At 37.9% G+C, this 26,158-nt stretch carries 19 protein-coding genes; 2 read left to right on the top strand and 17 right to left on the bottom strand.

Features of this window, described 5'->3' with window-relative positions; genetic code table 11:
• Positions 1-289 precede the first annotated feature (289 nt).
• Positions 290-3,904: an outer membrane protein assembly factor BamB family protein gene (locus tag WG943_RS11565; protein ID WP_340409130.1), complete on the top strand. Its 3,615-nt coding sequence runs from the start codon at positions 290-292 to the stop codon at positions 3,902-3,904.
• A gap of 39 nt (positions 3,905-3,943) precedes the next feature.
• Here the strand turns inward: WG943_RS11565 and WG943_RS11560 are convergent, their stop codons facing one another.
• From WG943_RS11560 to WG943_RS11490, 15 genes are all read right to left on the bottom strand, one after another.
• A complete protein-coding gene (locus tag WG943_RS11560; RefSeq protein ID WP_340409129.1) occupies positions 3,944-5,863 on the bottom strand; it encodes a T9SS type B sorting domain-containing protein in 1,920 nt (639 codons plus the stop codon).
• A gap of 135 nt (positions 5,864-5,998) precedes the next feature.
• Positions 5,999-7,489 (bottom strand): histidine ammonia-lyase, encoded by a 1,491-nt coding sequence (hutH, locus tag WG943_RS11555; RefSeq protein WP_340409127.1) that lies wholly within the window; start codon positions 7,487-7,489, stop codon positions 5,999-6,001.
• 8 nt (positions 7,490-7,497) lie between these two features.
• Positions 7,498-8,895, bottom strand: coding sequence for a histidine--tRNA ligase (gene hisS / locus WG943_RS11550; RefSeq protein ID WP_340409125.1), 1,398 nt, complete (start codon positions 8,893-8,895; stop codon positions 7,498-7,500).
• A 96-nt stretch (positions 8,896-8,991) separates the two neighbouring features.
• Entirely contained in the window at positions 8,992-9,900 is a 909-nt protein-coding gene (locus WG943_RS11545; protein ID WP_340409123.1) for a glycosyltransferase family 2 protein, read from the bottom strand.
• A gap of 105 nt (positions 9,901-10,005) precedes the next feature.
• On the bottom strand, positions 10,006-11,388 hold the full coding sequence (locus tag WG943_RS11540) for an undecaprenyl-phosphate glucose phosphotransferase (protein ID WP_340409121.1): 1,383 nt from the start codon (positions 11,386-11,388) through the stop codon (positions 10,006-10,008).
• A 185-nt stretch (positions 11,389-11,573) separates the two neighbouring features.
• Positions 11,574-12,710, bottom strand: coding sequence for a glycosyltransferase family 4 protein (locus WG943_RS11535; RefSeq protein ID WP_340409119.1), 1,137 nt, complete (start codon positions 12,708-12,710; stop codon positions 11,574-11,576).
• A gap of 319 nt (positions 12,711-13,029) precedes the next feature.
• Positions 13,030-14,295: an O-antigen ligase family protein gene (locus WG943_RS11530; protein WP_340409117.1), complete on the bottom strand. Its 1,266-nt coding sequence runs from the start codon at positions 14,293-14,295 to the stop codon at positions 13,030-13,032.
• A gap of 1 nt (position 14,296) precedes the next feature.
• Positions 14,297-15,415, bottom strand: coding sequence for a glycosyltransferase family 4 protein (locus tag WG943_RS11525; protein WP_340409116.1), 1,119 nt, complete (start codon positions 15,413-15,415; stop codon positions 14,297-14,299).
• Positions 15,408-16,382 carry a hypothetical protein gene (locus tag WG943_RS11520; RefSeq protein WP_340409114.1) on the bottom strand — a complete coding sequence of 325 codons (975 nt, stop codon included), beginning with the start codon at positions 16,380-16,382 and terminating at the stop codon, positions 15,408-15,410. Before WG943_RS11520 ends, WG943_RS11525 begins: the two co-directional genes overlap by 8 nt.
• Positions 16,383-16,669: 287 nt before the next feature.
• On the bottom strand, positions 16,670-17,719 hold the full coding sequence (locus WG943_RS11515; RefSeq protein ID WP_340409112.1) for a glycosyltransferase family 2 protein: 1,050 nt from the start codon (positions 17,717-17,719) through the stop codon (positions 16,670-16,672).
• 32 nt (positions 17,720-17,751) lie between these two features.
• Entirely contained in the window at positions 17,752-18,693 is a 942-nt protein-coding gene (locus tag WG943_RS11510) for a glycosyltransferase family 2 protein (RefSeq protein WP_340409111.1), read from the bottom strand.
• 99 nt (positions 18,694-18,792) lie between these two features.
• Positions 18,793-19,650 carry a glycosyltransferase gene (locus WG943_RS11505; RefSeq protein ID WP_340409110.1) on the bottom strand — a complete coding sequence of 286 codons (858 nt, stop codon included), beginning with the start codon at positions 19,648-19,650 and terminating at the stop codon, positions 18,793-18,795.
• Between the two features lie 25 nt (positions 19,651-19,675).
• Positions 19,676-21,013 carry a flippase gene (locus WG943_RS11500; protein WP_340409109.1) on the bottom strand — a complete coding sequence of 446 codons (1,338 nt, stop codon included), beginning with the start codon at positions 21,011-21,013 and terminating at the stop codon, positions 19,676-19,678.
• A 121-nt stretch (positions 21,014-21,134) separates the two neighbouring features.
• A complete protein-coding gene (locus WG943_RS11495) occupies positions 21,135-21,866 on the bottom strand; it encodes a glycosyltransferase family 2 protein (protein ID WP_340409107.1) in 732 nt (243 codons plus the stop codon).
• Positions 21,867-22,032: 166 nt separating this feature from the next.
• Entirely contained in the window at positions 22,033-22,620 is a 588-nt protein-coding gene (locus tag WG943_RS11490; protein WP_340409105.1) for a class I SAM-dependent methyltransferase, read from the bottom strand.
• A 186-nt stretch (positions 22,621-22,806) separates the two neighbouring features.
• On the opposite strand from WG943_RS11490, the gene WG943_RS11485 reads away from it, so the two are divergent.
• Complete coding sequence (locus tag WG943_RS11485) at positions 22,807-23,706, top strand: chain length determinant protein (protein ID WP_340409104.1); 900 nt, start codon at positions 22,807-22,809, stop codon at positions 23,704-23,706.
• Positions 23,707-23,777: 71 nt separating this feature from the next.
• Here the strand turns inward: WG943_RS11485 and WG943_RS11480 are convergent, their stop codons facing one another.
• Positions 23,778-25,328 carry a GNAT family N-acetyltransferase gene (locus WG943_RS11480; protein ID WP_340409103.1) on the bottom strand — a complete coding sequence of 517 codons (1,551 nt, stop codon included), beginning with the start codon at positions 25,326-25,328 and terminating at the stop codon, positions 23,778-23,780.
• A 162-nt stretch (positions 25,329-25,490) separates the two neighbouring features.
• The gene (locus WG943_RS11475) at positions 25,491-26,147 is read right to left on the bottom strand and encodes a CoA transferase subunit B (protein WP_340409101.1); all 657 of its coding nucleotides are present in this window, start codon (positions 26,145-26,147) and stop codon (positions 25,491-25,493) included.
• Positions 26,148-26,158: the final 11 nt, after the last annotated feature.

Here is a 26,158-nt window from a genome sequence, read left to right as displayed (position 1 = left end):
GTATAGCTATTAAGGTATAAATGGCTTAAGCAAACAAGCATGAAAGACATACCTCACTTGCATTAAAAAGCTGTCAATACACTACCAAAATTAATACACTAGCTAAATTAGTTATTTAATTTTATCATTATAAAGTATAACTAATTATACTCTGTGTACAGCAGGTTCAAAATTACTTTTCAAAGCTTATTTGTTTAATAATTTAACGGCCTTTTAGCTACCTGCCTGGGTTTGCTTTGTGTGGTTTCTGACTGATTAATTATCCCAACCTAAACAATTACTGTTAGCTATGAAAAATTTTTTACTGAACCTGAAAGGCCCTTCATGGTCTTTTCTTGCAGCCATTTATTTTATTCTCTTTCTGGTTCCGCTTCTGGTTTCTGGGCAAAATGTTAAAGAAGAATGGGCACAACTGTATGATGCTTCCACAACAGACTCACTGCAGAACGACTTTATTGCTGTAGATGAATCTGGTAACCTATATACAGCGAGTATTAGGTTAACTGCAGAAAACAGGAAATACATCCAAGTTTCAAAATTTTCCATAGAAGGAATTATAAGATGGGTTAACATTTACAACACTAGTGCCGGAGGTTTTTTGCCAGATATAAATATTAACAAAATTGCAACCGACGAAGCAGGAGATCTTTATATAATTGGAAGCAGCCAAGGCTCTGACAATCGTAATCAATCACTTACATTAAAGTTTTCTACTGCAGACGGCAGGCTATTATGGGAGCAGGCATTCAGAATTGGGATGTTTAGTGACGCTCAAGACATCAAATTCGATAATCAGGGAGCGGTTTATGTGTTAAGTACAACAGATGGAGGTCCTGAGCGAACACTTTCTAATATAACTACCACCAAAATTAACTCAGCTGACGGTACAGTACTCTGGGGCAAAACATACGACGGTGGCGTAAATGGTTCTGATACCCCTAAAGCCATAGCATTAGATAATCAGGAAGGGGTGTATGTTGTGGGTAGTAGCGCAGGTGCTGGCACCGGAACCGATATTGTTACTATAAAGTATAACGCAGAAACCGGTGAGCAGGAGTGGCTGCAGCGGCTTGATATAGACAATCAGACACAGGAAGCTTTAGGTGTAACAGCAGACAATGCAGGAGGTGTTTATACTACAGGGGCACATGGCAGCTCATCTGGAGCAGAGGATACGGAAGCATTACTAGTAAGGTACGATGCTGCAGATGGTACACAGCAATGGCTTACTGTAGAGGCTGATTCTAATAACCAGAACCTAACTTTACCTAATCTACCAATAAGTAATGCTGAAGGCTTATTTGTAATTCAAGGTGAGGCCGGAGTAAGCAATAGCACCAAGGTAGTGAAGTATAATGCAACGGATGGTTCTATTGCATGGGCGCAAACCTATAGTGGCACACCTAGCGCAACGCATCAAGACGATAATGGCGATATTCTAGTAGTAGGAAGCAGCTTTGATACCGGAAATATTTTAATAGTAAAGTATAGCAAGCTAGATGGCTCTGTGATTTGGGAGCAAGAGAACCAGGGCAGTACTTCAGGTATTTTAAGTTCTGTATTAAATAGAAACCAAGGTATACTTTTGGTTGCTGCCCAAACATTGGATGGAGATGCAAATGCAGGAGCCCTAGTTTTAACTTACAGCATAGAAAGCGGAGAGAACTTCATTGTTGCGCCTATAGCACTAGGGCAGTCAAATGAAGCACCTGTTGCTATAGCTGTAGACGAAGATGGCAACACCTATGTAGCCGGAAACTTAACAAGCAGCGCCGCAGGCAGTAGTTTTATACTTTTAAAATATTCTCCGGATGGTGCTTTACTTTGGGAATCTGAAGAAGTAGCCAACACAGCTATGATAAACGCTATGGTGATAGGGAAAGAGGGGGATATTTATGTTACAGGAACAAGAAGAAGCAACGCTATTTATACTGCTAAATTTGATCAAAATGATGGGGCTAAGGTTTGGGAGAAGAACTTTACTTATGTGGGAAACGAAGGCAACATAGGGTATGCCTTAGCGCTTAATAACACTGGAGAATTGTATGTAACAGGTACTGTTAAAGGCAGGTTAACAGACGGAATGGCTGTACTTAAGTATAATGCTGAGACTGGCGACGAAATTTGGAACAGTGTTCTAATTCAGCCGATTGATATCAATAACACGACTTTCCTGAACTACATTGGGCGTGCCCTGGCTTTAGACGAAGCAGGGGATATATACATTGCTGGAGAATTGCGTGAAAGACAGTCTGACTACTTAATTGCAAAAGTGCAGGCCGAAGATGGACAAATAGCCTGGTCGAAAACCTACGGGAGCTCAAGCAGCATATTTGAACGAGCTACAGCCATAGAGGCAGCCGAAACCGGCGAAATTTATGTTACGGGCATTAGCAACGGTGATTTTGCCACAATAAAACTAAATCCTTCTGATGGTACTATCCTGTGGGAGTCAAGATTGGAAAATAACTCACCGGGATCAGGTACGGGAGCAAACGCATTGGCTCTTGATAATAAAGGCAGCATATACGTAACCGGGCAAAAAGCAGGCAGCATAGATGCTGTTACAGTAAAGTATAATGCAGCTGATGGTAGCGAAGTATGGCGTAGCGCATTAGAAAATACAATAGGCTACAAAATAAAAGCAGATAGTATAGGTGGTGTTTATGTGGCAGGCGCAAACCTAACCGTTGTAAAGTATCTAGCTGAAAACGGAAGCATGCTGTGGGAGCAAAGGGCAGATACACTTAATGGAAATTTTGTTGCGATGGCTTTAGACGATAACCTTAATGTTTATGTTACCGGTGGCGTGCAGCGGCAAACAGTAAGCAATTCAGATATACTTACCGTAAAGTATAACCAAACCGGAGGTACCGATACCTGCAACATTCCAGTTAATGTAAAACTTTACTTACCAGATGTGGCCAAGCGAGTAGGGTGGCAAGTACGCACTACTGGCAACTTCGGTAGTTATACTTTAACCGAGGATACCGGCGTTCGCTGGACCTGGGGAGACGGCAGCAACCCTACCATTTCATACACAGCCTTTGGAACACCACGCATAACTGGCGAGCATACTTACCAAAAGGCAGGGTTATATAAAATAGGTCTGGATTTTAACGAAAGCTGCCTTACTGCTTCGAACACAGGTTACGAACAATGGATGCCAATTTTTGACCCCGAGGCGGGAACAGTAAAAGGCGAGGGTACTATGCAACAAGAGAGTGGTGGTACCTTGAGTTTTAACTTGAATGTAGCTTACGGGCATAGATATAATACCGCTCCACAGTTCTGGCAATCAAATTTTATAATAGAAGGATTAGGTGAATTCCAAAGCAGTTCGGTGCAATGGCTGGTAGTAACAGAAAACAAAGCAGCATGGCAAGGGGAGGGCACCTTGAACGGCACAGGCTACTATGGTTTTATCACATCTGTGACCGATGCAGGAGGTACAGGACCGGACGATACAGGCGACAGGCTACGACTCAAAATCTGGGACAAAAGCAGGGGCAACCGACTTGTCTACGATAGTTTTGCGGAGGGTGGCGAGATTTTAGATTTAAGTAACCAAGGTCCTACCATAGCCAGGGGCAATATTATCATACAGGACAATGGCAGTAGCACGACTAGTACCGAAAGCGCTATAAGCCTAGAAGCTTATCCTAACACATTTACGGAGCGAACAGCTATAGCATTCAGACTGCAGCAAGGTCAGCAGTACCATATCGATATTTATGATACAAAAGGCAACTTTGTGCAACGGCTTGCTGAGGGCAGCGCTATAGCCGGAAAGGATTATGAGTATGTACTAAACGGAACAGGACTTGATAATGGGCTTTACATTGCCAGACTGGTAACACCCAAAGCATCTAAAAGTATAAAGTTACTACTGAAACGACATTGAAACCACTAATAAAAGAGGAAGCCCAGGCTTCCTCTTTTATTACCTGAGCAACGTGACAGTACCGGTTCTGCGTTTGGTCTCGCCGAAGTTAGTTTTAACCGTAATTTCGTAGGCGTATGCTCCAGCCGGCAACAGCTTACCCTGGTAGGTTCCATTCCAGTTGGCTGCACCATCCGTTCCCTCATACACTACGTTGCCCAAGCTGTTGTATACTTTTAAAGTATAGCTTTGGATAAAGCGTCCTTTTATTTCAAGTTCATCGTTAAGGCCATCTCCGTTTGGTGTAAAGGCACTCGGAATATACAGCTGCAGCTCTTGCTTTATACTTTCCAGGTTTGAGAAAGATACCTCTGTGCCAGTGTTTGAGCTTGCCCTTACACGATAACGTAGTACCTGCTGTTGATTGCTTAGTGTAGCATCGGTGTAGGAAGTACCCTGTGCAACAAAGGAGTTGATTGTATTGCCGCTTTCATCCAATAGCTCAACAACGTATTGTTTTATACCATTAGGGAAACCGGTGTAGCTGCTCCACCTTAATAGTACCGATCCATCCGATTGTCTTTCAGCTTTTAATAACATGGGGCAGGCTGTGTTGCTCATAGGTGATGTATTGATGCAGGGATCAGTAAAAGTAACCTGATAGCATACTTCTGTCATGTTAGGCAGCTTATCTGTATACTGCGGTTGCTGCACAGTTGCCAGGCGCTGGTAAGCGGCACCATTAATACTTTTCTGAATGTCAATTTGCTGTGCTATTTTATCTTGCGGTAAAGTTATACTTAGCTCTACCTCGTTGTTCAGGTTAAAAGACGCCAGTAAATACGGAGCAGCTGGTACGGTGGAAGAGGTAACCTGCACAGCCTGCGGAGCAGAAACAGAAGTACCCCCATCTGCACTAATTCCTTTAATAAAATAAGTATACGTCTGGCCGCAGCTGAGTCCGTTATCGGTGTATGTGTTTGTGCCAGCCTGCAGTGTGGTTATTAATGTATTGTTGCGATACACCTCAAATTGATTTGCACCCGGTATATATTGCCAGTTGAGTACTGCCTGTTCGTTACCAGAAGTGATAGCAAGAGCAATGGAGCTTACAGTATTAGAACTACTTGCAGCAGTTATGCTATTGCATTGGTCTGCGATCCGGATCAAATACTGTACAGCTTCAGTAGTGTTTACATTCCGAACTGTGTGGGTAATATTAGTTTGGCTGATGTTCCGTATAGTATCGATTTTTACAAAATTTCCCGCGGAGTTCTGCCAACGTTCTACAATGTACAGGTAGCCCGGTTGCAAGTTCTGAATATCAAACTGTATCTCACCTGATACGCCTTGCTGAGCCACAGCAAGATTTTGCAATCGGGGTAGTACAAACGGTGGAAGTGTACTAACCTGCTTTGCGCTGCTTCCGTTGCAGGTGCCTCCAGTATATCGCCCTGTTACAGTTACGGTGTATGTTCCGGAGGTGGGGTAAGTATAATTAGGGGCAGTACCGCTTTGTGTTTGTTGAAAGGGAGTGCCTCCATCACCGTAATTTATGGTATAGCTGTCGTAGTTGGTATCGGTGATATTTACTCGAACAGCATTGTTAGCGCACGCTGTTACGGTAAAAGCCGGTGCAGGCGTATCTTTTACCTCAAATACCTGTGATACTGTATCGGTGCGGGTAGCGCCACCATAGTTGGCAATTTGCAGCACCCTATACTTGCCAGGTTTTGTGTAAGTATGCTTTTTAATAGGTGCTGTTACTTGTGGTATTGCTGTGCCTGATTTATAGTCAAACACATAATATTCCTGGTCATCGGGCACCACATTGCCACAGTCCTGAAACGTAACTTCCTGGTTTACGCATAATGTTGTAATCTCAGTACCAGATGGAGCATAAGCCTTAAAGCATCCATTTTGAGCATAGGATGTAAAGGTAAGCAGCAGCAATACTATGTAAAGTGTACTTTTCAGCAAGGGTTGTTTATGAAATGCTTTACCGAATTTACTTAATTAATGGGTAACAGGCATTATTAATCTTTTACTAACTAAAAAGACCCTGTTTAAGTTAAACTTTAAACAAGGTCTTTTCATTATAATTTATACTTTAGGCTAGGCGGTATACTTTCTCATAAAGTCGATGGTTTTTATAATATCGTTGTGCAGTATTCTGTCAGTGTCTACAAAAGGAACTGCCACACGGTAGTCCTGTACCAACTGTTCAAGTATAGGAGATGTTTTCTCTGGTCTCCTAAACTCCACTGCTTGTGCGGCATTCAACAATTCAATAGCTAAAATACGCTCCAGATTATGCACCACCTGGTATAGTTTAGTAGCGGCATTGGCACCCATACTTACATGGTCTTCCTGGTTGTGCGATGATGGGATAGAGTCGATGGAGGCTGGTGTGCAAAGTTGCTTGCTTTGGCTAACAATGGAGGCAGCCGTATACTGGCTGATCATAAAGCCCGAGTTTAAGCCTGGCTCGGCTACCAGAAAGGCAGGTAAACCTCTCTGCCCTGAGATAAGTTGATAAGTCCTGCGCTCTGAAATGCTGCCGAGTTCTGCCAAAGCAATAGCCAGAAAGTCGAGCGCTAGTGCCAGAGGTTGGCCATGAAAGTTACCGCCAGAGATTATCTCGTCTTCATCAGGGAAGATGTTTGGGTTGTCAGTTACAGCATTAATCTCTGTCAGAAAAACCTGCTCGGTGTAGGAAATGGCATCTTTCGAAGCACCGTGCACCTGTGGTATGCAACGGAAAGAATAAGGATCCTGCACATGCTGCTTTTCTCTAATTATTAACTGGCTACCCTGAAGTATGTTTCTAAAGCTCTCTGCCGTCTTCAACTGCCCTTTGTGCGGTCTGATGCGGTGGATCAGTTCGTTAAACGGTTCAATTCTGCCATCAAATCCATCCAGAGACAATGCACCTACTAAATCTGCCTGCCTGGAAAGGCGCTTAGCCATTAGCAGCACATACACACCGTAAGCAGCCATAAACTGCGTGCCATTTAACAGGGCTAGTCCTTCTTTGGCTTTTAAAGCGATAGGTTCCCAACTAAACATTTCCAGCACATGTTCACTTGCCAGCTTATAGCCCTGAAAGTTTACCTCGCCTTGGCCGATAAGCGGCAGGCAAAGGTGCGCCAGAGGTGCTAAATCGCCGCTGGCACCCAATGAGCCCTGCTGGTACACCACCGGGTAAACATCACGGTTAAAAAAATCGATCAGACGTTTAACTGTTTGTAGCTGCACACCACTGTGGCCATATGCTAATGACTGTATTTTGAGCAGCAGCATCAGTTTTACCACACCAGCCGGTACTTCAGCACCTGTACCACACGCATGCGACATCATCAGGTTGCTTTGCAGTTGCTCCAGGTCGGCAGGAGAAATCTTTTTACTATATAAAGACCCGAAGCCGGTGTTGATGCCGTAAATGCTGCGGTCAGAATCCTTTATTTTCTGGTGCAGGTAATTATAGCAGCGGGTTATTCGCTGTTCGGCATCCTCTGAAAGCGCTAAGCTATACTTTTCGCTGATGATAGTTTCGATCGTCTCCAGACTTAGGTATTCGCTGGAGATGTAATGCACATGGCTCATTCAGTTCTTTATTTGGTAAGCTCACTGATAATTTCTTCGATTGTCAGGTCCTGTTGTTCGCCTAGCTGCATGTTGCGTAGCTTCAGTTTTCCTGTTGCAATCTCTTCTGAGCCAACCAGGATCACGTAAGGTATATTTTTTTGGTCAGCATAGCCCATTTGCTTTTTAAGCTTGGCCGCTTCAGGGTATAACTCCGATGCTAAGCCTGCATCACGTAGCTTCTGAAGTAAAGGCAGTGCGTGCATTTCAGATTCTTTATCGAACTGCACAAGCAGGACTTTAGTGCCTACCTGGCTGCTGTTTGGGAACAGTTGTAGCTCTTCCAGTACATCATAAATACGGTCAACTCCAAAAGAGAAGCCAACACCCGAAACACCAGGCATACCGAACATGCCTGTCAGGTTGTCGTAACGGCCGCCGCCGCTGATGCTGCCCATGCTAACATTATTCACTTTTACCTCGAATATGCAGCCGGTGTAGTAGGAGAGACCTCTTGCCAGTGTTACATCCAGCATCAGCCTTGGATTATCTGATTCGTTTTTAGCTGTTAAAGCCTTGCTGTTAAGTGAAGCTAAGTATTGCCATACTTCGCTCAGGTCTTTCAGGCCACGCTGGCCTTCTTCTGTGTTGCCAAGTATAGTTTGCAGTTGCTCCAGTAGCTGCTCGTTGTTACCCTCTAAAGTATAAAGTGGCTCAAGTTTAGATACTGCCTCCTCTGCTATGCCTCTTTCCAGTAACTCTTTGCGGACACCTTCCTGCCCGATCTTGTCTAGTTTATCGATAGCCACACAGATGTCGCCTTCTCGCCCTTTTTCGCCGATAGCTTCAGCAATACCTGCCAGTATACCTCTGTGGTTGATCTTGATAGTAAAGTCGGTTAGGCCCAAGTTGGTTAGCACCTCGTTAATCATCTGCACAATCTCAGCCTCACATAGCAAAGAATTGGTGCCTACCACATCAGCATCGCACTGGTAAAACTCACGATACCGCCCTTTCTGCGGACGATCAGCTCTCCAAACCGGCTGAATCTGGTAACGCTTAAACGGAAAAGTTATTTCGTTGCGGTTCATCACCACGAAACGGGCAAAAGGCACTGTAAGGTCGTAGCGTAGCCCTTTTTCAGAGACTTTGCGCGTCAGGTGTTTATACCCTTGTTCAATATCTTCTGCTTTGGTTTTAGCCAAAAAGTCGCCTGAATTAAGAATTTTGAAAAGTAATTGGTCTCCTTCGTCGCCATACTTGCCTGTAAGTACAGACAGTTGTTCCATGGCTGGCGTTTCGAGAGGCAGATAGCCAAATTTTTCGAATGTGCGCTTGATGGTATTAAAAATGTAGTTTCTTTTAACAACTACTGCCGGGCCAAAATCACGGGTTCCTTTTGGTATAGATGGTTTCTCTTTGCTCATACTTCTGCAGGTTTGCCGGCGAAGTTACTAAAAGCTTGGGAAATGGGGTAGGAGTGGTGCGTGAATTCCTGAGCAAAGACTTCTAAAGAGTAGTACTCAGGTACTAACAGGTGCTGGCATACTATAGGTAGAAACAGGTTCTTCTTTTAATAATAAGTGTTTCTCTTCAGCTTCAACAGTATACTTGGTGATAGCGTTTTTGTTTATTTCCTTCCTTTCAATATCATTAAACCAACCCCATTTTGTAAAGTATTTGATCATAGAAACTGTATGAAGCAGAAACATTTTAGGATTTCTAGAAGATGCTCTTTGATAGTGATGGTAAATAGTTGCCTGGCCGTGATAAACTATTTTAAACTGTTTACTCATACGCCTGCAGAGGTCAAGGTCTTCGAGGTATACAAAATAGCGCTCATCAAATAAACCAACCTTTTCTATTGCAGACATCCTTAAAAGCATAAAACAGCCTAAAAGAAACGGGACTTCGAGTATAAAACGGTTATCTACTTCATGGTACTCGTTGATGCTGGCCCTTTTTTTAAAAATAAGTTTACCACCTGGCAGTCTGCGAGCTACCAAATCAACTGGGTTTGGTATTAGCCTTCTGGATACTTGGGTATCGCCGTTTGGGTATAATACTTTAGGCGCAATCAAGCCTACATTATTATGAGCTTCAAGATAATTAAAAAGTAGACTTAGGGTTAGCTCATCAAAGTATACGTCAGGGTTTAATACTAGAAAATACTTAGCCTTATTTCTATAGTATTTGATTCCTTGATTATGCGCTTTACTGAAGCCTACATTTGCATTATTGAATATGTAATGAATGCGTTCGTCTTTTAAAAGCTTAGATTTAAGAACATCAGTAGGAGAGTTGTCTACAATAAGTATACTTACACTTAAGCTAGTATTGAGAAAGCTAGAAATAGCCTTGTTGATGATAGCAGCATCATTTTTATAGGCAACAATGGATGCTGCGATATCACAACTGAACATTTTACCCATTCCTTGAATTACTCTATGCTGCAGCTAATAGTTAAGATCTTTTATAAAGGTAGATAAATATAATTATTCTATTATGAAAATCAAGCTGTTAAAGTTAAATGATTATTAATAGGCATGTTCATCTCCCTTAAAAATGTTAAGTACAGTGTAGAGTATAATTTTTAAATCCAGAATGAATGACCAGTTCTCAAGATAAAAAATGTCAAGTTTTACACGGCCCCTTATCTGGTAAAGCTCAGATGTATCGCCGCGATAGCCTCTAACCTGAGAAAGACCTGTAATTCCAGGCTTAACGAAGTGGCGAACCATGTACTTATCTGCTACCTGCGCATACTCTTCGTTTAGTTTTAACATGTGTGGTCTTGGACCAACAATAGACATATGCCCAAACAGAACATTAAAGAATTGTGGTAACTCATCGATACTGGTTTTGCGGATAAACGCACCTACAGGTGTAATTCTGGAGTCGCCTCTTCGAGCAAGCTGCTGATTTGCTTGCTCATTTACATACATGCTCCTTAGTTTATAGCAGTTAAAATTTTTGTTGTTGATACCCGACCTAACTTGTTTAAAGAATATTGGTCCTTTAGAATCAAGTTTTATGGCAATTGCAATAATTGGCAAGAGCCAGGAAAGTATAAATACAATTACAGTAAGAGAGAAAGCTATATCAAAAGTTCTTTTTATGAGTTTGTTCATCGCATCATCAAGTGGGATGGTACGAACCATTAAAATTGGAAGGATATCATATAAATCAATTCTTAGCTTTTGAAAACTGTAGTTATCCAGTTCCGGCAGGATTTTGATACGGACCAGATTGTTGTCTGCAAAATCAATCAGCCTCTTCATATCCTTCTTTCCAATTTCATTCTGGCAGCAGTAAATTTCATTCACGTTGCTATCAAGAACATACTGCTCAATATCGTTTAGTTTACCTTTTAAATTTGGGTTGATAACCTTCGTATCACTGAAAAAACCCATAAACTTATAACCGTACTCTGGATGAGCAGTAATGAAGCGATATATCTCCAAGGCCATCTCGTTATGGCCGGCAATAATAATCCTTCGTAGGTTATAGCCTCGGCTTCTGTATATCCTGAGTGAAGTAGTAACGGTAAGCCTTAGAGTTACTACTGATAAAGCAAGAAGTATATAATGGTAAATAAGTGTTTCGCGTGATAGTACAGATGTGTTTGTAAGGTTTAGCCCTGCCTCAAATAAAATAACATAAAGTATAACTGTTTTTAAAGCAGACAGAAGTACATAAAGTCTCCTGGAGATACGATAAATCTCGTATGATCCAAGCAAGTTAGTGCATATCATCCATCCCGCAACAGAAAAGAAAGCGAAAGGTAAGAATAGATGCCAATTACTACCATTATTGTTTGGCTGGGAGAAGTAAAGTGCGCCTGTTATAGAAAACAGAATGGCGGTTAAATCTCCTAAGTTATAAATAAGCCTTATATATTTTGAGTATCGGCTAGGCATACAATCTTGTATAGGTGAGTATTGTAAGTTTTCGTAAAAGCTTATTTTCTGTTTATGTATCTGTCTGAGATCAGATGAATAGAGATTTAAAATAATTACGAATATATGGAAAGGCAATTACAAATGTAACCGTAAAAGAAAATTGACTTAGGGGCAGCACTTAAATTGGATGTACTGAGTAAAACTTATGCCATATTATTTTGATGCAGTAAGTACTTTTCTTGGACGTATTTCATTATGTTAGCATTAAAATTGCTTTTGTCAAACTTCTCCGCATGGTGGCGTATAGTTTCAGCATTAAACGAGTTTGCTATTTGCTCAAAGTATAAAATAGCCTGTAGAAGGCTTTCTGTTGTTTGCTCCTTAAAAAATACGCCTGTTATTTGCTCCAAAACAGTTTCAAGTGCTCCCCCTTTACCATATGCAATCACAGGCGTACCACATGCCTGTGCTTCTACTGGTGTAATTCCAAAGTCTTCATCAGCTGCAAACACAAATGCTTTTGCTTTTTGCATATAGGCGTTTAAAGTGTCGAAATCTTGGTAACCTAACAACTGAACATTTGCTTTGGCCTTCTGGCGAATTTTATTAAAATCAGGGCCATCCCCTATAACAATAAGCTTTTTGCCAGGTAACTTATTAAAAGCTTCAACTATCAGATCTACTTTTTTGTAAGGAACCAGGCGAGATGCAGTTAAATAAAAGTCTTCCTTCGCTGTGCAAAGCGTGAAGCTATTTACATCTACTGGAGGATATATAGTGTCTGAAGTTCTATTATATGTTCTCCTGATTCTTCTGCCAATGTAGTTTGAGTTAGAAATAAAGTAATCTACTCTGTTTGCTGTAGTTATATCCCAAATCCTAATATAATGGAGTATAAGTTTGGCAGCAAAACCTCGTAGTCCTCTTTTTAAGTTAGTTTCGTGCAGGTAATGATGATATAAATCCCAGGCATACCTTATAGGAGAGTGTACATAACTTATATGCAGCTGATTGGCATTTGTTATTATGCCTTTAGCCACTGCATGACTACTTGAAATTACGATATCAAAGCTTGATACGTCTAGTTGCTCTACTGCCAGCGGCATCAGTGGCAGATAATTTCTGTATTGTTTCTTGGCGAAAGGTAACTTTTGTATAAATGAAGTTTGAACCGGTTTATTGTTTACAATAAGAGATTTATGATTTTCTGATAAAAACTCAACTAAAGCAAATACTGTGGCCTGTGGAAATATTTGAACAAGTTGTTCAAGAACTTTTTCAGAACCTGAATAATCTATCAACCATTCGTGTACAATAGCAATTTTTAAGTTATCTATCATGTTTTAACAGCTTGTATCGCAACTAGTGGTGACCTCTGTGATTAATTTGCAACAATATTAAATCCAGTGATTAAGGTTAGATTAATATAAGAAGACTGCGCTTATTTAGAAGTTTACTTAAACGGGTACAATAATTAATTTCCTACTCCACAAAAGCGTTTATAACGCGGTGAATAATATAAATATTTAAAATCATAATATAGAATTTGACTTTTCAAATATAGCGTTTTAGACTATGAGTAGTAAAGGTATATCCGCAATTCTAAACTACCTTGTACAAATAATAGGTTGTAGCGGAATATATGAAAATTTAAATTCGTTAAGCAGGGTAAGCCGTTTTAATATCTTTTTTAGTCTCGGTACTAAATAAGCTGAACATAAAAATAGAATTGAAGAAAGCATAAAACATTATTCCAGCCTGCCTAGATAACATGCTTTCAGCAATACAGCATAAAGCAAACAGAAGTATAAAACTTGTGTAAAGGTACTTCTGATAATAAATGCTGAATCCAAATGCTATAGCTAAACTAGCAAACAAAAGACCGAATCCAACTATGCCATTGCGGAGCATTTCTTCCAGATACTCATTATGTGCATTATGTTTTTGTCCAAAAATCCATGGATTTTTTCTTTCATAGCATTCTAGTAGCTGATCTTTAGGAGCCCCAACCCCTAAACCAGTGAGCCAGTTGTTGTCCCTTTTGATAATTTCTAAACTACAGCCCCAATTTATATATCTTATATTTATACTTGATACTAAGTGTATGTTATACTCTTCATATGAAAAGTCTTCGAAAGTTGTTATTTTACTGTATATAGTTTTTAATTGATCGTTCGTCTTTATTAAATAAATACCCACTATTAAAGATGCTATAAACATCAATAACGATAAGTAAATATTTATTCTTCGTGCTACATATATAAATATAATTATAGGAGAAAGTATAGCCAGAGCTACAATAGCCATTTTAGCATGAACAGCATAAGTATAGAAAAGAAAGTAAGCTGCCAGAAGCAAAGCTACAGACTTAACTATCCAATGTATTTTATACTTTAAAAAATGAATTATAATTAGAAAAGCTAATACACTATACATTCCTAAGTAAGGCCTATGCAGCGGTACAAGCCGCAGTAAATTAGTTAGATCATTCTTATCAAGCAAAATAGTTACTCCTTCTCTAAAAGTATAAAGTGAGATAAGAAACATACTTGATACAAACACTAATAATAAACCATGAATATGGCCCTTTGATAGGCGTGGTGCTGTAGCAATAATTACTGGTAGCAACAAAAGAGGCAGTTTTCTAACTAGCAAATCACTTCCATCATCAGAATTATCTGAATACCAAATAGTGATGAGGTTTACCAGATAAAGAGAGGTAAAAAGCCACAAAAACTTATTATGCCTTATTTGGTGCCATCTATTTTTCCAATTGCCCGTAAGCAAGTACCAAGCAAGAAGTAATACCGAGGCAAAACTTAAAGCTTTAACTTCAAATAATTCAGTTGTTGGTAATAAGGCAGCATTTAGTGCCAATATTATAACATATATATTAAAATATTTTTTTTCGTATAGAGCTTTCATATCAAGACTCAGTTTCAGACGATAGTATTGAGTGAAGCATCTGCCCAGCAACCTCCCAAGAATACTCTTTTATGAGATAGTGTCCTTTTTTGACTAAATCATTTCTCAGCACATCATCCGTGGATAGGGTTTGTATTGCAATAGCTATTTGCTTAGGATCTCTAGCATTTATATATAAACTTGCATCCTTACATACTTCAGGCATACTAGCAGCATCCGAAACAATAGTTGGACAACTACATGCCATAGCCTCTAAAGGAGGTAGGCCAAAGCCTTCATAAAGTGAAGGAAATATAAAAAGATCAGCCTGTTGATAAACAACTGGCAAATGATCATTATCTACAAATCCAGTAAAGAAAATGGAGTTGCTTAATTGTTTTTGCTGAATAAGCTTGTATAGCTGCTTATCTGCATTCAAGAAACCTTCTTTTTTCCCAACAACAACTAGGGGTATACACTGCTCAGAATTAAGTAAAGCTATAGCCTCAACAACATTAATTAAGTTTTTATGCGGTTTAACGTTACCAACATAAAGCATGTATTTACTTGGTAAGTTATACTTTAATCTTATGAGTTCTACTAATTTGCTGTCGTGGCTGGTATAGTTAAATCTAGACTTGTCAACTCCTAATATAATCTTATGTACCGGCTTATTTCCAATATTCAGATATCTTTTCATTTCAGATATTGTAAAATCTGAAATGGTAATTACTTTATCAGAAAGCTTTGCTGCTGCAGTTAGCAAAAGCTTAGCGTAGAGTTTCTGAATAGGATTGATTGATGTTGATGCCAAATGGTACACATCATGAATAATAACAGCACGTTGTTTTGCCTTAATAGGCAGAAATGGAACGTTAAAATGAGGTGATAGAAAAATATCACAAGTAGGTACTACTAAAGGAAGCAACAACTGCTCTGAAATTGAGTAGATGGGACTTGTAAAACTTATTACCTCTAAGTCTTTCGCCCATTCATATTGGTTAATCTCTTGAGAGTTACCAAGAAGTGTTAACCTATACTTTCGCATTAGGTATGGTAGAAGGTTTTGAAGATCAGTGCCTATGCCTGACGCATTAATCATTCTTACATCTACTACTAATTTTTTAAGCTGATCACTCATTTACTGCTTTTGATTTTTTTGCAGGAAAGGCAAGCGCCATCCCGATCAGGAACCAAATGTACAGAAAGTGTAACTGTACACCTAACATGCTAATAAGTATGAATAACAGAATTAGTTGTTTTGAAGCTGTAGCGTAACTTTTGTAAATACTGTACAATAGACTGCAAAACAAAAGAAATCCAATAATACCGTGGTCAACTAAGAGGGAAATGAACACACCTAATCCAGGAGCATCCCATAATTTAACCGTAGGCCACATGCCTAAGTACTCAGGATTGTTGCGCAGTAGTGCGTAGTTCCCTAAACCAATCCCAAACAAGGTATTATCGAAAAACATGTTGGGAGCTATAAAAACTGCTGCTATTCTTCCCATCACGAAATTTGTGTCGGTTAGTCTGTTAGGCAATATTTTATCTACATTAGAAAGTAGGTAAATGTATTCTTGAGCAATTTTAGTAAAAGCAACAATAAACACAGGGACAATCAAAAGAATAATGATCGGTTTTAGCCAAACAGTATTATGAAATCTTCGGTAAAATTTATATGCTAACCAAGCAATAACTCCTACTAAACCTGCTTTTGATTTAGCCATTAATATTACAGTAAAGAAAATTGCTTGGTAAAACCACCTTTTACCTTGTAACCAAAAGGTGAGTATAAAAAGGAAACAGTATAATAACCCTAAAGGACCTCCCTCTACATAAAAGCCTCTTAACCTTATTGTTGGGTCGCTATAAGGGCTTGCATTGTACAATAAAGAAGAGGTCTCAAGTCTCTCGATATTAAAGTATGTAAGAAGGTAAGCTATTATAAATATAAATGATATCAAGACATTTATATTTAGCACATCTTTTATCACAAGGCTTGCTTCTTTACCACGGTCTAAATAAAATTTAAACGTTTTGTAAGTTATTACTGCAAATGCTAAGCAAGCTAAATATTCTATGAATCTTGCTACACTAATCATGTAAGGCCTCTTCAGAAAAGATAAGCCATCAATGTTAAGATAAAATGTTTGCGTAAGGTTTTTAGCAAAAGTGATTAAGAGTATTGATATAAAGAAGATTAGAAAATATAAAAGAAACTTGTTTATACTTCTGATTGTGAGCAGCAGGAAGGGAATTGTAAGTAAAGAGATTAGTTCATTAAGCTTAATGTCATAGAACTTAACTTCTGTAAAGTGAAAGCATATAACGCAGTAAATTGAGAATAAGAGTAACCTTATATTAGGTACTAATAACTGAGTTGAGGCTTTCAATTGTGGGGTTTATAAATACTTTTAGCAATTAACTTTAGAATCATTGGCAATCTATCAAACTGCCTTCTTTTGATGCGATTAGCAACTACAAATATTAAGCTAAAGTATACAGAAGGCAAATAACGTTTATAATATTTTTTGGTAATTAAGATTCTGTTGCGAATACTGTAAAAGTCAGATAACTCACTTTTATTGTTATTGTCTTTTAAACTACCTCCAATTGATGCTCCCTCTTTATGATATACTTTTGAATTAATGCAGACATCTATGGTGTATCCATATTTCTGACCTCTCTTAACCCAATCTAATTCTTCAAAATATATAAAGTAATTTTCAGCCATAAGTCCAACTTCCTTAATAAAGTCGGTTGAAACAAACATAGAAGCGCCAACTACATAATCATTTTTTTGTATTGTGGGAAAACTTGTATGATGTCTATCTTTAGAATGTAAACCAAGATGTTCTGTAGTAGCCGAAAGTGGTTTATATCTACCCAGCAGTGCCTGAACTGTATCTGGATTATGGTAGTATAATAATTTAGATCCTAGAATACCTAATGCTTCTTTGTTATGACGCTTTCTTCTAAAATATTTAACAAGTTTGCTAAGCGTATCTTGTTCAACCACAGTGTCATTATTGAGAAGCCATACGTAGTCTGCTTGATTATTAAGTGCTATTCTTATACCGATGTTGTTTCCTCCGGCAAAGCCTAAGTTTTTTTCTGAATCAACTACAAGTAAATCATAGTTGCCAGGATTTGCCTGATCTAAATTATCAGCGTGAATATGCTGGCAGGTTATAGTTTTGTTAACTAGTTCGGGTTTTATAAACTGGCTTTTGTAAACTTCTTCCTGTATTGGTAAAGTATACTCTGAATTAGACCAATCTCTTATTTGCTCTACAGAACCATTTGCAGAGTTATTGTCTACTACCACTACTTTAAAGTTGACATAAGATAAATGGAATAAGCTATTCAGGCATTCAAGTGTATCTTGCCAGGTTTTATAGTTAACTAATACTATATAAACTAAGGGTTCATTAATCATATTTGGCTATAGAAGCAGATTTAGTAAAACAATCATGCTCGTAATAATATATTAACGGTTTTCTTTAAAGTACACCGGTAAAACTGATGTTTTATGATAAGATATTTCTTCTCAAGAAAGCTACTGTCTTTAATAGCGATGAATGCTTTTAATATTTTTAATTTATTCGGTTGATTGGACAGTTTATCAATATATGCATTGTAAAAAGAAGAAGCTTGTTTAATTTCTGGCCCAAGAAGCAAAAAGTCGTTGTTCTTTATTTTTAAAATGCCGCTTTTGATTTTTTGATAAAGTGTTGCTTGGTGCGCACCCACCACATTATTGGTATGTTGTCTGTAAAGAACAGTTCTATTGAGTAAGTAAGAAACATTACCAAAGTATGAGGCAACTAGTAAAAACCAGACATCATGCATCATAGCGTCTTTAGGAATAGGAAGTGCCATATCTATTGTAGCCTTATTCATCAATGCAGTACAACCAGTCACAACGTTTTCAACTAATACTCTGTTTAACTGAGTATTTTTCGGATTTAGCTTCATATAGTCCCAGTAAGAATTGTTGATAATATTTAAGTTGTCGTCAACTACAGCTAAATCACTAAAAACAAGTGCTGGTTTACCTTCGCCATCTTTCTGCTCAATGGCTTTTAACAGGTGCAGGCTAAGTTCGAGCTTTTCTGGCTTCCAAATATCATCCTGATCTGAAAGAGCAATGTACTTTCCTTGAGCATAGGTAATAGCTTTCTCAAAATTCTTAACTACACCTAATCTTGATTCATTTACATAATACCTTAATCTATACTTCTTTTCATACTCCTGAAGTATCTTAATAGTATCATCTGTAGAAATATCATCACAGACAATTACTTCAAAGTTTTTGTAAGTCTGATTAAAGATAGACGTTAACTGCTCTTCTAGATATCTAGAACCGTTATATGTTGCTATCACTACAGATATCAGATCTTCAATAATCATTTATTCAACTTATTAAAATGAATTTTAAGGATGAATATAACTTAGGAGCCATTTTAATATAAAATGAAATAACAGAAGTATGAGCTACCATGCCGTTTATCAGTAGTCATATTTACCAAAACGCCTCCTCTTAAAGTCTAAGTAGCCTAATAAAAAACTTTTAAGTTTTCTAAACTTATCCTTTTCAAGGAGTATCACTTTTACTATTTCAAGCAGGTTCTTATTTTTTTCTGTTCTTAAATATTCTGGAAAATTGCGCTTGTACAGCTTCAGTATTTCTAATCTGTTTCTTGTTATGTAATATCTTCTTAAGTAATTATGGTTACTCGTGCATATAATTCTTCCGAACAGGTTGTGAGATGTTAGGTTGCCAAGGTTATGCAACAGCTTTACGTCGTTTAAAACAAGAATTTTGAAGCCTTGTAATTTTAGTCTTAAGCAATAGTCATGATCTACAAAATCAATAAATAAATCATCTCTAAAAGAACCCACCTGTTTATAAGCTTTAAGATTGAGTAGGCTACCAGAAGTAATAGCAGTATAAACTTCTTCTACCTTGGGCTTAGTCAAATTAGCTGGGTTTTCAATGTATTGCGATGCAATTATTCCGACTTTATCACTAGTGGTTCTTAATGCTAATGAAATTAACTGATCCAACTGACCTTCACTAAACTTACTGTCTTGGTCCATCATCAAGATCCAATCATAGCCTTCTTGCGCCGCTCTTACAGCAGCTGCATTTAAAGCAGTGGCTATTCCTTTATTCTCCTTAAATGCTATGTAGTCTAGTTGTTTAGGAATGATACTATGAAAGTGAGAAGTTATACTGGCAGAAGCTTCATCAGAATTATCTATAATAAATAGCTTATCCAGATATGGTATATATGTGCAAATATTTTTTAGCACTTTGGTCTCTGGATTGTAAAGTACTACTACACCGGCTACTTTGTTACTCATGATTTATGCTGATATAGTCTACTGATTATTCAAATTCTAAGTAATCACTTTGCTTTGCTATAGCTTTCCTATTAAAGAAGATGTACTTAGGATGGTACTTATATAAAACATAGTATAGGGTGCAAACAACTACAGTTTCAGTGACTAAGATGCAAATAGCAGTTCCAACAGCTTTAAAATAATAAGCCAATATAAAATTCAAGCTTACATTCAAAACTGCACCGATGCTCAAAATAACAGCATAATCTTTACTAAGCTGGTTTGCTAACATAACCTGTGATGCAGGTACAGCAAGGGCAGCCATTAGAGGACCTATGGCTATGATTCTTAGTATAAGTGATGCTTCATCTATATATTGCCCTGATACTAAATATATTATGTAATCGGAGAGGAAAAAAGTAACAATTGAAAGAGATAGAAATGCAGCGATTATTACAGCTGTAGTTTTTCTTAAAAAGTGAGTGAGCATAGAAGTTGATTCTTGCGCAAGAAAGCATACTCTTGGATAAATAACTTGATGAAGTATGATCGCAAATGATCGAAAAATTATGAAAATTTTTTCAGCTATACTATAGTATCCAAGCACTAAAGGATTGGCATAAAATCCTAAAATTAAAATATTTGTATTGTTAGCTATCGTAACAGTAACATTTGAAAAGAAGATATTCCATCCTTCTTCTAATTGTTGCTTAATTTGTTCTAAAGATGGAAGATGAACTTTAATTTGGAATTTTTTGAAAGCTATACCTAAAATCAATATACCACCAACTATTGAACTTACGCCATTAATCAAATTTATATAGATATAGTCATCTTTTTGCTTTATATATAGGAAAATAAGTATAGCATAAAGTGCTCTGTTGATTATATTTATATATGTAATGTACTTCATCTTTTCAATTCCTTGAAAAAACCAAGTTGGGATTATAAGTTGACCCAATACAATAGTTAAGCTAAATAATGTAAGTGTAATATATATTCTATATTCAGGAAGGAAGAAAAAAAATGCAAAAATTGCAAATAGCGATGCGACAAAGAGTATTGTTTTTGTAGCTAACACTTCAGAAAATATTGCTGATACCTTAAGTAGATTACCTCTATGCGTAGACACTTCTTTAGTGGCCGATAGATTAAAGCCGTAGTCTGTCAAGACAGTAAAATAAAACATCAAAGCTTGAAAAAAAGTGACAATACCAAAGTTCTCTACACCAACTGTTCTGATTATATAAGGGAAAGTAAGTATCGATAGTAGGAAATTAGTGCCTTGTATGAATCCAAGTGAAAAGAAGTTTGCAATTAAGGTTTTGGATTCTTCATTGCTTATTTTGTTTATAAAATTCTGAACTTTAGCTTTTGTATTCAAGTGTATTTAAATAATCGTTTGGTAAAATAAGCTGTATAAATGAATATGTTCTGCTGAAGTAAATATGGTTTAATCAAGTTTACCTGAGATGAATTTAAGAGAAGCTTTCTTGCTCATTTTATTATTTATACTGTTTGTATATATCAATAAAGTTTTTCAATCCCGAATTTTTGTACTTCTCAATTTCACGGTCAAGGTGCCCAAATTCTTTTGCATAGTAAGGACCACAAGCGTGGAAGCAGTATTCTTTCTTTATTATGCCTGATTTTAGTCCCAATTTTTTATAAAGTAGTTTCGTTATAAGTCCATCCTCACCTCGTTTCATGTTCAAATTTGTGAATAAAAATCTAAGTCGGATTTTGCTATAGTCTTTCACTCTAAAGCAGGAACACCAGCCACCTGTAGGTCCTTGCTCAATTGTTTTATCTTCTTTAGTATCATCTACATAAAAAGAAGGTTCTGGCTTTGCACCATTAGTAAACTCGTTCTGAATAACGTTTAGTGCTAAAAAACCATAATCTTGGAAAGAGGTCATGTAATCGATGAAAATTTTATCTACACTTTTCGGAAAGTTAAGTACATCATCGTCAACAATTACCACATATTCTCCTGAAGCTTGCTTGAATAATTTTTTATAAGCATTAAGTCCGTAATTTTTCTTTCTTCTAATAATTTTTACAAGATTGTTATTAACAAACCTGTTTAAAACCTCAGGTGTTTTATCAGTTGAACCATTATCCATTACAATTATTTCACTATTCAGTTCGTCGTCGATACTATTAACTAACTCTTGAATACATCTTTCAAGAAACTTGTAGCGATTCCAAGTCAAAATGACAAAGCTTACTTTCATGAACTGAATGAGTTAATTGTGTAAATAGTTAATAGTTTCTGATGTAGCTATGGATGATTGACCCTAATAAAGCTGATGAAATTAAAACTATGAAGGTTAAATTTAGCTATACCTTCAATAGTTATTTGTAATATACTTTATTTGAATTAAGGCAATCTAAAAATGGTCAAACAATTATGCCTAAACCATTGCAGTGAGGGTAATTATAAACTTTTTTTCTGGTTGCTTTAGCAATATCTATTACAGCTTTTCTTACCTCAACAAAGCTTTCGGTGTCATGAAATATTGTACACTTGCTGTGTTTCGCAGCCCAAAGGCCACACTCAAAAGTATGTTCATAAGTGTGTACAATATCTACATGAGCTAAATCATATTTACTGTTGTCTTGTTTAATCCAATCTTGGTAAGCAGACTTGACTAAAGTTATATTATTAAAAGCAGAAAGAGCCTGTCTAGTTTCTTCGAAGTGGTTTCCTTTATGGGTCGTGTGTATGTCACCTTCAAAAGTATCTACTCCAATTACCTCTTTAAAATAGTTTGAAAAAGCAACAGATGAGTAACCAAATTCAACTCCAAATTCTATACACCTGTCTCTACCTATATCGAATCTTTCTAAAATATCCTCAATTATAAGTTCTAATCCTTCCCAAGCTGAAACGATATTTATCAGTTTTTGAGGACTAGACTTTTTCTGAGGTCTATAAATCGGAATATTATAATATTTATTTTGTATTTTCTTAATGATGGATTTCATAGTTTGACTTTAGTAATTAATAATGATATAGATTATATGATCAATATTTGAATCTTAACTTTAATAGATTTTATATAAGTATATATTATTCTTCATAATAATTATTTTCAACAATTAGAAAACCTGATTTTTAGATTAATATCTTAGAGAACCAAATATCATTATATTTGCATAAAGAAACTACAAATGTACGAGAATAAACAGCAGGAGAAGAGAGAAAAAAATAACATACAGCATGATGAGATAGATCTGTATTTTATATATAATAAGATCAACTTATTCGCTAACCGTATAGGTCAAAAGATTTCTTACTTCTTTAAGCTTCTTTTTATATACAAATGGCTTCTGATCTTATTTGTGTTAATTGGCGGTGCTCTTGGCTATTTGGCTTTTTACGTTACTAAGCCATACTACAGCTCAACCATGACACTCATGCTTTCAAATATCAGAAATGAGTTTATTGAGGATCAACTTAGTAAGCTTACTGATATGGTTAAAGAAGATAATTTTGAGGAAATTGCTAATAGGCTAGATATTAACTTAGAAGCAGCGAAACAAATTAAAGCATTAAACTTTTCTAACTTGGATGAAGATAGAATTGAAGAAGATAGTATTCTAGTAGGATCTCCTTTCAAAATTGAGCTACTGCTATATGATCGTAAGCTTTTTAATTCGATGGAGCCTGCAATAACTAACTACCTAGAAAATAATCGTTATTTTGCTAAGCAAAAGCGGATAAGACAAAAGCAACTTGAAAGTTTAATTAATAAGTTAGAGAGTGAGATTTCCTCTATTGATAGCATCAAAACTGAAATAGGCTCACCTAGAGGACCTGTAAATGGATTTGTATACGGCCAGCCGATTGATCCTACTAATTTATACCGAGAAAGTGTTAATATGTATAAAGAGCAGGTTAGTTTATCAGCAAATCTTGATCGTTTAGAAAACGTAGAAGTTATAACAGGTTTTGCCCCTAGACTATATCCTTCAGGACCTAATTTGATAAAGTATATCCTTATAGGAGCAATAGTTTCCTTTCTATTTGGAGTTATAGTGGTACTAAATAAAGCCAGACCCACTAAATAATATTTTACAAGTATTTTTTTAAATTAACAAGGCCGCTATTTATGCAATAGCGGCCTTGTTAATTTTGGAGTTTACTCCTCCTTCCGCATTACCCAACTCAAGCTATACAAATCTTTACGCCTATCTCTTAAATTTCTCACACTACCAGCTGTGTTCAAGTCCTTCAGCAGGTCCAGGTCTAGGTCGGCAATAAGCGTCATTTCGGTATTAGGAGTGGCTTCGGCTACCACAGCATCGTGCGGGAAGGCGAAGTCGGAAGGGGAGAATACCGCAGATTGAGAATACTGGATATCCATGTTCTCTACTTTTGGCAGGTTGCCCACGCTACCGGTAATAGCTACATAGCACTCGTTTTCAATAGCTCTGGCCTGGGCGCAACGACGTACGCGCAGGTAGGCGTTCTTGGTATCAGTCCAGAAAGGTACAAACAAGATCTTCATGTCCATGTCGGATAGCATGCGTGCCAGTTCCGGGAACTCAACATCGTAACAGATCAGGATACCTATTTTACCAATATCTGTGTCAAATATTTTAAGCTTATGTCCGCCGCGCATACCCCAGTAATGTGACTCGTCAGGGGTTACGTGCAATTTATACTGTGCATCATAGGTGCCGTCGCGGCGGCAGAGGTAGCTTACGTTATAAAGCTTGTTATCATAATACTCAGGCATACTGCCGGCAATGATGTTGATGTTGTACGACAGAGCCATCTGCACCATTCTTTCACGGATCTCTTCGGTATACTCAGCCATACTTCTGATGGCTTCTGATGGAGATTCTTCATTTGTGAGGGCCATCAGCGGGGCATTGAAGAACTCAGGGAACACCACCATGTCTGATTTATAAGAGCTCACCGTATCCACAAAAAACTCGATTTGCTGCATCATGTCGTCTAGGTTCTTAACCGCACGCATCTGCCACTGCACAATACCTATGCGAACTACTGTTTTTTTGCCGCCTATCAGCTTCTCTTTCTCCTCGTAGTATACATTTACCCATTCCAGCAGCGTAGCGTAAGCCCGAGAGTCTCTATCGTCTGGCAAATAACCTTTCAGAATTCTGCGCACGTGGAAATCGTTGCTCAGTTGGAACGACAGGACAGGGTCTGACAACTCCTTGTTGCGCACCATTTCGATATACTTAGCAGGTGTAAGCTTATCGGCGTAATTTTTATAGCCAGGTATACGGCCCCCGGCAATTATGCCACGCAGATTTAGCTTTTCGCAAATCTCTTTCCGGGCATCGTATAGGCGTCGGCCCAGGCGCAGGTTGCGATACTCAGGGTGTACAAATACATCTATACCATACAGTGTGTCACCATCCGGGTCGTGTGTTTTAAAAGAGCCTTTGTCTATTATCTGATCGTAGGTGTGCTTATCTCCATATTCATCGTAATCAATAATGAGGCTAAGTGCAGCAGCTACTACAGTGCCATTATCTTCGATGCAAATTTGGCCCTCTGGAAATTTCTTTAGCAGATTGGAGAACTCTTTTCTGGTCCAGGCGCCATCAATATTAGAGTACACCAAGTCCATGATATTTTTTACTTCTTTGTAATCCTTCAGCTCGAGCTGGCGCAGCAAAAGCCTGTGCTCAAAGCTGGTCTCGTTTCTTTCGCTCATTTGTGTTTTTATCGCAATTTATACTTGCTACTAATATACGTGTAGTTTATGTAGTTTTGATATATTATAATTTAAGCATAGCTATGTGCTAGATTTCTTCAAACTTCGAAAATAAAAAAGCGCAGCTGTTAAACTGCGCTTTCAGAGCTTAAAACCAAAGTCTTATACTTTTATTTCAGGCACCTCGCCCTCAATAACTAAATTGCCTTCTGTAGCTTTTTTGATGTCCTCCACACTTACTCCGGGGGCTCTTTCCAGCAGCTTAAAACCGCCTTCAACCACTTCCAGAACAGCAAGGTCAGTAACGATCTTCTTCACACATTCCAGGCCGGTAATAGGCAAGGTGCATTCTTTTAGCAGCTTAGAAGAGCCATCACGTGCAGTATGTTGCATGGCTACGATAATATTTTTGGCAGAGGCCACTAAGTCCATGGCGCCGCCCATACCTTTTACCATTTTGCCTGGTATCTTCCAATTGGCTATGTCGCCGTTCTCGGATACCTCCATAGCGCCAAGTATGGTCAGGTCAACGTGCTCGCCGCGTATCATGCCAAAGCTCTCTGCCGAGCTGAATATAGAGGAGCCTGGCAGGGTTGTGATTGTCTGCTTGCCTGCGTTAATCAGGTCAGCATCTACTTCATTGTCGGAAGGGAAGGGGCCCATACCTAGTAATCCATTCTCCGACTGCAGCACTACTTCTATACCATCTGGAATGTAATTTGCTACCAGGGTTGGAATTCCAATACCCAGGTTAACATACATTCCGTTTTTAACTTCTTTTGCGATTCTTTTCGCTATCTGATTTTTATCAAGTCCCATGTTGTTTCGTT

The sequence above is a fragment of the Pontibacter sp. H249 genome (assembly GCF_037892465.1).
Classification (GTDB): Bacteria; Bacteroidota; Bacteroidia; order Cytophagales; family Hymenobacteraceae; genus Pontibacter.
The sequence above is the reverse complement of the archived record's forward strand: the minus strand, read 5'-3'. Positions and strand labels throughout refer to the sequence as shown.